6 protein-coding genes and 1 pseudogene are annotated in these 5,904 nt (G+C 71.1%); 3 read left to right on the top strand and 4 right to left on the bottom strand.

Annotation, left to right across the window (positions count from 1 at the left end; genetic code table 11):
* Positions 1-548: hypothetical protein (locus tag ACOJSN_RS24390; RefSeq protein WP_420115080.1), on the bottom strand; the 548-nt coding region annotated here is incomplete at its 3' end.
* A gap of 98 nt (positions 549-646) precedes the next feature.
* Between ACOJSN_RS24390 and ACOJSN_RS24385 the strand changes: the two genes are divergently transcribed.
* Genes ACOJSN_RS24385 through thpR form a run of 3 tightly spaced genes read left to right on the top strand, consistent with a single transcriptional unit; the run spans position 647 to position 2,621 of the window.
* Positions 647-1,429 (top strand): TrmH family RNA methyltransferase, encoded by a 783-nt coding sequence (locus ACOJSN_RS24385; RefSeq protein WP_420115081.1) that lies wholly within the window; start codon positions 647-649, stop codon positions 1,427-1,429.
* Positions 1,426-2,067 (top strand): nucleoside/nucleotide kinase family protein, encoded by a 642-nt coding sequence (locus tag ACOJSN_RS24380; RefSeq protein WP_420115079.1) that lies wholly within the window; start codon positions 1,426-1,428, stop codon positions 2,065-2,067. Before ACOJSN_RS24385 ends, ACOJSN_RS24380 begins: the two co-directional genes overlap by 4 nt.
* Positions 2,058-2,621 (top strand): RNA 2',3'-cyclic phosphodiesterase, encoded by a 564-nt coding sequence (thpR, locus tag ACOJSN_RS24375; protein ID WP_420115078.1) that lies wholly within the window; start codon positions 2,058-2,060, stop codon positions 2,619-2,621. The genes ACOJSN_RS24380 and thpR overlap by 10 nt, the downstream gene beginning before the upstream one ends.
* A 12-nt stretch (positions 2,622-2,633) precedes the next feature.
* Here the strand turns inward: thpR and ACOJSN_RS24370 are convergent, their stop codons facing one another.
* The 3 genes and pseudogenes from ACOJSN_RS24370 to ACOJSN_RS24360 form a co-directional block, all read right to left on the bottom strand.
* Positions 2,634-3,692 carry an ATP-dependent DNA ligase gene (locus tag ACOJSN_RS24370; RefSeq protein WP_420115077.1) on the bottom strand — a complete coding sequence of 353 codons (1,059 nt, stop codon included), beginning with the start codon at positions 3,690-3,692 and terminating at the stop codon, positions 2,634-2,636.
* 20 nt (positions 3,693-3,712) lie between these two features.
* On the bottom strand, positions 3,713-5,551 hold the full coding sequence (gene nhaA, locus ACOJSN_RS24365) for a Na+/H+ antiporter NhaA (RefSeq protein ID WP_420115076.1): 1,839 nt from the start codon (positions 5,549-5,551) through the stop codon (positions 3,713-3,715).
* A 13-nt stretch (positions 5,552-5,564) separates the two neighbouring features.
* Positions 5,565-5,904 (bottom strand): annotated as a pseudogene (locus tag ACOJSN_RS24360) (ATP-dependent DNA ligase); the annotation flags it as partial.

The following is a 5,904-nucleotide window of genomic DNA, read 5'->3' as shown; positions in this document are numbered from 1 at the left end:
GTCGCCAGCGTGATCACGTCGGCCTCGAGCGGGGTTCCGTCCCAGCCGCGCGCCTCGGGCTCGATCTCCATCGGCAGCGGATCACCCCACTCGCCGCGGGCACCCACACCGGGCCACCCCGCGAGGTCGCAGGGCTCGGAGGCGTGGGCGAGGAGATACCCGAATATCGTCCCGGCGGCTGCGTCGACGACACGGAGGGAGAGCGTCACCTCCTCCGAGGTGCAGGTCGTCCCGACAGCGGCTGCGGCGCTCGTCTGCAGAAACGCCTCGATCTCGGCCTGCGTGAGGTCGGCGTCGCGTGGGACTGGGGCGTCTCCCGGTCGGTCCCCACCATCGCGGTAGTCGCTCTCGTGGACCTCGCCGGTCCCGGGTGGAACCTCGGTGGTGGCGTTGGAGCGGGACTCGGAGCGAGTTGTCGCAAGGCTGCTCGGCTCCGTCGACGTGCTCCGGCCGGGGACCAGGCCGATCGCCAGCACCACACCCAGGGCGGGGACCAGGAGGCCGACGCAGATGATCGCGAGCACTCCTGGGCTGAGGCGGCGGCGCATGGGACCACCCTCGCAGGCAGTGTGTGCCGGATTCGGCGCTGCCTGGTGGAGAGTCCGAGGAGGTCCGCGTGCACCACAATGGTCCGGTGCCCGAGATCATGACGAACCCGCGTGCCGACAGGGTCAAGGCCATCCGTGCGCTGGCCCGGAGGTCGGCGCGACAGCGCAGCGGTCAGTACCTCGTCGAGGGCCCTCAGGGGGTGCGCGAGGCCGTGCGCTACGCCGCAGGCGCGGTTCGCGACGTCTATCTCACGGTCGAGGCGTCGCAGCGCTACCCCGAGATCCTCGACGCGGCTACGGCTGCGGAGGTGTACACCCACCTCGCTGCCCCCGAGGTGCTCGCCGAGATGAGTCCGGACGCTCAGGGCGTGCTCGCTGTCGTGCACACGGCCGGCGCGACTCCACTCGCCGACGCGCTCGAGGGCACGCGTCTGGTCGCGTGCCTCGCGGAGGTCCGCGATCCGGGCAACGCCGGCACCGTGATCCGGGCTGCCGATGCCGCGGGCGCCGACGCCGTGGTGCTCACCGCTGCGAGCGTCGAGCAGCACAACCCCAAGGTGGTGCGCTCGACCGCCGGCTCGCTGTTCCACCTACCGATCCATGAAGGGGCGAGCCTGACCGAGGTGGTCGAGGCTGCACGGGCGGCCGGATTGCAGGTGTTTGCCGCTGACGGCGCCGGAGACATCCCGCTCGAGGAGGCGCCGCTGGAGGTGCCGTCCCTGTGGGTGTTCGGAAACGAGGCACACGGGCTCAGCGCGGAGGCTCGCGGGCTCGCTGACGCCGTGGTGCGCATCCCGATCCATGGCAAGGCTGAGAGCCTCAACCTGGCGATGGCCGCCACGCTGTGCCTGTACGCCTCAGCTGCCGCGCAGCGGGCATGAGCGCCACGACCGAGCTGGTCGGCGGTCTGCGCGACCGGGTGCTGGAGCTCGCGGCCCGGCGCAGCCGTGTGATCGTCGGCGTCGTGGGGGAGCCGGGGTCCGGTAAGTCGACGCTGACCGGAGCGCTCGCCGAGATGCTGAGCGAGACCGGGGTGAGCACCGCGGTCGTCCCGATGGATGGGTTCCATCTCGCGAACGCCGAGCTCGCGCGGCTCGGCCGTGCCGAGCGGAAGGGGGCGATCGACACCTTCGACGGCGGGGGCTACCTCGCGCTGCTTCGTCGCCTTCGGGACCCGGACGAGGCAGTGGTGTACGCGCCCATGTACGTGCGGGGGCAGCAGGAGTCTTCGGTCGGGTCGGCGATCCCGGTGGCGCCGCAGGTGCGGGTGGTGCTCACAGAGGGCAACTATCTGCTCGTCGACGACGACCCGTGGCGCCGGGTCCGCGAGGTGCTGGACGAGACCTGGTTCCTGGACACCGATCCCGAGCTGCGGCGCCGTCGGCTGTTCGAGCGACACGTCGCGAACGGCAAGACGCCGGAGCTGGCGAGCACGTTCACGTTCGGCTCCGACGAGGTCAATGCTCGGCTGATCGCCGCCACCCGCGAACGAGCCGACCTGGTGGTGCCGTGGCTGTGAGGATGTTCGCGGCGCTCGTGCCGCCGGATGCGGTGCTCGACCACCTCGAGTACGGCCTCGCCGCAGTGCGCGGTGGGGCCGCCGAATCGTTGCGGTGGGTGCCGCGGGAGAATCTGCACCTGACGCTGGCGTTCTACGGCGACGTTCCCGAGGGTGCGGTCCCGGACCTGACCACTGGGCTCGCGACGCTCGCGCAGCGCAGCGCGGCGCCGCAGATCGCGCTCAGCGGTGCGGGCGCGTTCTCCGGCCGCACACTGTGGTTGGGCCTGGCCGGCGACGTCGCGGGTGTGCAGGGCCTGATGACTGGGGCGCAGCAGCTGCTGGACCATGAGACCCACGACGGGCCGCCCCGCCCGCACGTGACGGTGGCGCGGACCGGCCGCCGTGCGCGTGCCGGTGCAGCGAGCGTGCTCGCCGAGGCGGTCCGGGCGCTGGCGGTCTACCGCGGCCCGAGCTGGCGGCCGGGCGCGATCGCGTTGATGTCCTCCCACCTCGGCGAGGGCCCTGCTGGCGCACCGCGCTACCTGGTCGAGGCGAGCACCCCGCTCGGCTGAGCCTGGCCGTGGTCAGCCGAGGATGTCGCCGAGGTCGTAGCTGACCGGCTCCTCGAGCTGGTCGAACGTGCACGAGCGTGGCTCCCGATCCGGGCGCCAGCGGTTGAACTGGGCCATGTGCCGGAACCGGCCTCCCTGCATGTGCTCGTAACGCACCTCGACCACACGCTCGGGTCGCAGCGGGACGAACGAGAGGTCCTTGCCGCTGTTCCAGCGGCTGCCCTCCCCGGCGCGCGGTGTGCGAGTCCCGGCCTCCTGCTTGGCCCACGCCCACGGGTGCTCGTCGAAGGTCGTGACCAGCTCCTGCATCTCAGAGAACAGCTCTTTGCGGCGCGCCGCCGGGAAGGAGCCGATCACACCCACCGAGGCGAGGTCGCCGTCGTCGTTGTACAGGCCCAGCAGCAGCGAGCCGATCGCGTCAGGACCGGAGGTGTGCACCCGGTAGCCAGCCACCACGCAATCGGCGGTGCGCTGGTGCTTGATCTTCATCATCGTGCGCTTGTCCGGCTGATACGTGCCGTCGAGCGGCTTGGCGATCACGCCGTCGAGACCGGCGCCCTCGAACTGCTCGAACCAGCTGGCCGCCACCTCGGGGTCGCGCGTGAGCGGGGTCAGGTGAACCGGTGCAGCCGTATCGGCCAGCGCTTCCTCCAGCCGGGCACGCCGGTCGGCGAACGGCAGGCCGGTGAGGTCCTCGTCGCCGAGTGCGAGCAGATCGAACGCCACGAAGCTCGCCGGCGTCTCCTCGGCGAGCCGCGTCACCCTGCTCGCAGCCGGGTGCACGCGTTGCTGCAGCACCTCGAACTCCAGCCGGTCGTCGACCGCGACCACGATCTCGCCGTCGACCACGCATCGCGCGGGCAGGTGAGCGCGGGCAGCCTCGACCACGTCCGGGAAGTACCGGGTCATCGGCTTGGTGTTCCGGGAGCCGATCTCCACGTCATCACCGTCGCGGAAGATGATCGACCGGAAGCCGTCCCACTTCGGCTCGTAGGCGAGGTCACCGGCCGGGATCGCCTTGGCAGCCTTCGCCAGCATCGGCTTGACCGGGGGCATCACGGGAAGGTCCATGCCCGTCATCGTGCCAGTTCTCACGATCGTCGGCGGGCGGCAGCGGCTGACTCGGGACTCTCCAGCGCAGCGATGAGGGTGCGGGCGTCGTGCGGGCCGCGGTGGCGGATGCCGTTGAGGAAGAAGGTGGGCGTGCCGCGTGCACCGGAGGCGTGTGCGCCGCGCTCCTGACGCTCGACGAGGTCGAACAGGTCGGGATCCTCGCAGTCCGCGTCGAAGGCCTCCATGTCGAGGCCGAGGTCGTCGGCGTAGCCGCGCAGGTCCGCCTGCGTCAGATGGGACTGGTGCGCGAACAGCAGGTCGTGCATCTCCCAGAACCGCTCCTGCCGAGCAGCGGCCTCGGATGCCACCGCCGCGAGGCGCGCATGCGGGTGCGGTTCGTCGAGCGGCAGGTGTCGGGCCACGTAGCGGACCCGGTCACCGAAGTGGGTGTGCAGGTCCTTCCACATGCCGGTGGCGCGGGCACAGAACGGGCACTCGAAGTCGAGGTACTCCACCACGGTGACCGGGGCGTCCGGGTCGCCGCGCACGTGGTCGCGATCGGGATCGACATCGGGCGTGAGCCGTGTCGGAAGATCTGCCGTCGTCTCACCCCAGCGCACCCGGGCGAGCCTGAAGACCAGGGCGCCCAGCGCCGTCGAGAGCACGAGCGCGATCAGCACGCCGATCGTGGCGTCGTCGGCCTGCTCGCCTTCCAGCGCGAGGCTGATGATCAGCAGCGCCATCGTGAACCCGATGCCCGAGAGGGTCGCGCCGCCGAGCACGCTGCCCGGCCCCACGCCGTCGGGAAGGCGACCCAACCCCAGCCGGACCGACGCCCAGGCACCCAACGAGATGCCCACCAGCTTGCCGATCACCAGGCCGGCGACCACACCCCACGTGATCGGCGAGGCCAAGGCGGTGGCGAAGACACCGCCGCGCAGGTCGACGCCCGCGTTCGCGAGCGCGAAGATCGGGACGACCACGAGCGAGACCGGGCTGCGGAGCACGTCATGAAGGCGCTCGTTGACGGAGATCGATCGTGCGAGACCGGCCCTGACCGTGCGCGCGACCCGCGCCTCGGGCGACTGCCAGTAGTCCCGGAACAGCATCTTGGCGTCCTCGACGTGGCGCCGTTGCGTCATGGCCGCGGGAACCAGGAGGCCCGCTGCCATCCCGGCCAGCGAGGGGTGCACACCGGAGACCAGCGTGGCTCCCCACAGCACCACCACCAGCACGACGTACGGCGCGCTGCGCCACATCCTGGACCGCCCGAGCAGCGCCAGCAGTCCGAGCGTCGCCACCGCGACCAGCAACGGGACCAGTTTGAGGTCCTCGCTGTAGACCACGCCGATCACGGCGACGGCCAGGAAGTCGTCCACCACGGTGAGCGTCAGCAGGAACACCCGGAGCTGGTTCGACATCGCCGGACCCACCAAGGCCAGCACGCCGAGGAGGAACGCGGTATCGGTGCCGATCACCACACCCCAGCCGCTCGCAGCCTCACGTCCGGCGATCGCGAGGTAGATCGCGGCCGGCACCAGTACACCGGTGAGACCGGCGACCAGGGGCACCAGCGCCCGCCGTCGCTCGCGCAACGACCCGACCGCGAGCTCCTGCCGCACCTCCAGGCCGATGAGGAAGAAGAACAGCACCATCAGGCCGTCGTTGACCCAGTGGTGCAGGTCGAGCTCGATGCCGGTGCCACCCAGATGGATCCCCAGGGGCGTGTGCCACAGTGCCTCGTAGGACGCCGACCACGGCGAGTTCGCCCAGATCAGCGCGATCAGCGCGAAGCCGGCGAGCAGCAGGGCGGCACCGGTCTCGGTGCGCAACCGGTCGATCAGCGTGGTCAGCCAGTCCGGCCGGTTCTCGTGCACGGGCGTCGGTCCCTCAGTCCTCGATCCGGTTGCCCTCGGCGTCCCAGTGCGCGGCTACCTTCTTGCTGGGCTGCACGCGCGGCGGTTCGCCGGGCATCTTGGGGTAATCGGGTGGGAAGTTCAGCTCACCTCCCGGGAGGGTCTCCCAGAGATCGAGCAAGGGCTGCAACGAGAACGCCTCGTCGTCCATTCCGAACCACGGGTCGCCGTCCGCCAGGCGGTCCGGCACCGTGGTGAGGTTGAGGTCGCGCGGATCGGTGACCTCGGCGAGCTGCTCCCACGTGAGCGGCGTGCTCACCGGGGCACCCGGCCGGGCGCGCAGGCTCCAGGCGCTGGCGATCGTGCGGTCGCGG

This window comes from Pseudactinotalea sp., from assembly GCF_048594945.1.
In the GTDB taxonomy this organism is placed as follows: Bacteria; Actinomycetota; Actinomycetes; order Actinomycetales; family Beutenbergiaceae; genus Pseudactinotalea.
Note: the sequence above shows the minus strand (reverse complement) of the source record. Positions and strands in the feature narration are given on the sequence as shown.